This window comes from Leptolyngbya sp. FACHB-541, from assembly GCF_014695875.1.
Taxonomy (GTDB): Bacteria; Cyanobacteriota; Cyanobacteriia; order Elainellales; family Elainellaceae; genus JAAUTN01.
The window spans coordinates 1-2,056 of the sequence record NZ_JACJPC010000001.1; the positions used below are offsets into that span (position 1 = coordinate 1).

Here is a 2,056-nt window from a genome sequence, read left to right on the forward strand (position 1 = left end):
CACTCGCCGCGAGCAACCAAATTCAACTCGGCGGCTTCAAGCTGAGATTCACCGGTCCAGCGAAGTATTTGGACAAGAAGAATCTGTTGGCATTTGACTTTACCCAAGTGCAGTTTGAACTTGGCGAGCGATCGCTGTTCACGGCAGATTTTCGAGGGGGCAAGGCGAAAGTGGCGGCGTTTGAGCAAATTGCGATTGCAAAGCTACCCTTCTTTGCCTTTTTCCTGGTGACCGAGGAATTCATCGCGGCACGAGGGCGGGGGGGTGGTCTAGCGCTGTGGATTCAAGAGTCGTCTGATGTTGATGAGCGCAATTAGCAAATGAATGGCGTAAATCCCGGCGTTGCTGATTCTAGGTATAAAAAAGGTGCTGTATGCTCGAAACTTCGTTTCGATTCATACTGCTTTTCAGCAACGCCGCTCAAAGATAGGAGTAATCTGCCACTCGATTAACTTATGCATTAGCTTGATTACGTTGCAGTTCATTAGAGTGAATCTATCCGGTGGAGCGATTCAATCAATTCCTCAACCTCATCATCATTGGGACACCCCTTCACCTGCGACTTGAACCATTCCACCTCCTGGGACTCTACATCTTGCAATTGATAAACCAGCAATGTCCCAGCTAAACGAGCCAGGGTAATGGGCGCATAAACAAGATGGCTCAACAGATCAGCGGCAGACTGGTAAACCTGCTGGGCAACTTGCGAGTCAATAGGTTGTCCCATTTGCAGGGCAATCTCTTGTAAGCTCTGCTCAATCGATTGCTGCAACTGTTGTTCATCGTTTGGAGAAGGGGAGTTCATCTGATGCACTGAGCTGGGTTAGAAAAAAGCTAAAGGCAAAACGGAGCAGTTGTAAGTAGCAGGCAGAGAACTGGCTCTATCCCAAATAATAGACTTAACCGGAAATGAAACGGCTACGCCATGGAGCCTTAAGGAGCAAGATAATTAAATTCAAGCACTGCGTATAGCGCTATTTTGTTATTTCTAATTAAGTCTGATAGGTTCACTGGACTGTATGATGGTTACCTTCCACTCCACCGCCACCACCAAGATTTTTCTACATCTACTGGCTGACCTTGCTACTTCCTCATTGATCTCCTCTTGGGAACTTTTGAGACTCACCCATACCGTTGAAGAACGGGTGCACTTGGTGCAAAGCCAGCTAACAATCAAAATAAGTGGCGGTAGACAACTGTACAAGCTCCACCAAAACCTACTAGCTGCCTTTGTTAACCCGCTTGGTCGTGTTCTAGGACTGTGAATAGCTGTAGTACTCACTGTTGCTGACATCGCGCTCTCAGCAGTCATCAATCTAGAACGCTAGCAACCGGCTTCGCTCACAAGTTTAAGACGGGGCAACACCAGAACGCAGCAGATGCGTATTCTCACAAGATCGGGTTCATGTCCACTTTTGGTGATCCGAGATTGTTGGGGTTAATTCAGGCTCTTAAAGCAGCTTCAAACTCAGCATCCACGTTGAACAATTTAACGATCGATCCTGTTTTCGCCAAAAGTGGACAAGAGCCCAAAGTTAGTGCGATTTTGCAGCAGATACTATTGTGCTAGGGGATAATGGTGAATGGTGCTTCAAAGGCACTTAGAAAAGTGATGCCAAATAGATCCGATGAAACCGATTCAAGAAACGTTTTTAGAGCTGGACTGGGAAGATGCAGATGAGGCCCGTCAAGCGAGAGATGCAAGGGCTGAAGAACTCCAGTTCCAAGGCTTAGTTTGTGTCCTTGAAAATCTCTACAATGCAGTTGATGGGCGGCAAGTGTTTACAGTTACCGCCACAGAAGCAGAGAAAATCGATGTGCGGAGGACACGGGATTCGAATCGCAGTGGCTCGCGCGAGGGTTCCAGGAGCCGAGCGCTCGTCCCAAGACGAGAGGGCAAGTCTGTTGCAGAGCCAGAAATCCGCTGAGTCCCTGAAGGCAGAACGAATGCTAACTCTACTTTGCCTACCTGAACCCTGGTGAAAGCCCAGTGCTACTAGATGAACTCAACATCACCACCTCTGGCTCCTGATATTCCGGTCAGTATGAGGCTCTC

At 48.1% G+C, this 2,056-nt stretch carries 3 protein-coding genes and 1 pseudogene; 3 read left to right on the top strand and 1 reads right to left on the bottom strand.

Annotated features, from left to right (window positions below; genetic code table 11):
• A pseudogene (locus H6G00_RS00005) lies at positions 1 to 317 on the top strand (hypothetical protein); the annotation flags it as partial.
• A gap of 167 nt (positions 318 to 484) precedes the next feature.
• Here the strand turns inward: H6G00_RS00005 and H6G00_RS00010 are convergent.
• Entirely contained in the window at positions 485 to 805 is a 321-nt protein-coding gene (locus H6G00_RS00010) for a hypothetical protein (RefSeq protein WP_190795058.1), read from the bottom strand.
• A 217-nt stretch (positions 806 to 1,022) separates the two neighbouring features.
• Here H6G00_RS00010 and H6G00_RS00015 point away from each other — a divergent pair, with 217 nt between their 5' ends.
• Positions 1,023 to 1,265, top strand: coding sequence for a hypothetical protein (locus H6G00_RS00015; protein WP_190795059.1), 243 nt, complete (start codon positions 1,023 to 1,025; stop codon positions 1,263 to 1,265).
• A gap of 363 nt (positions 1,266 to 1,628) precedes the next feature.
• Complete coding sequence (locus H6G00_RS00020; RefSeq protein WP_190795060.1) at positions 1,629 to 1,928, top strand: hypothetical protein; 300 nt, start codon at positions 1,629 to 1,631, stop codon at positions 1,926 to 1,928.
• Positions 1,929 to 2,056 lie beyond the last annotated feature (128 nt).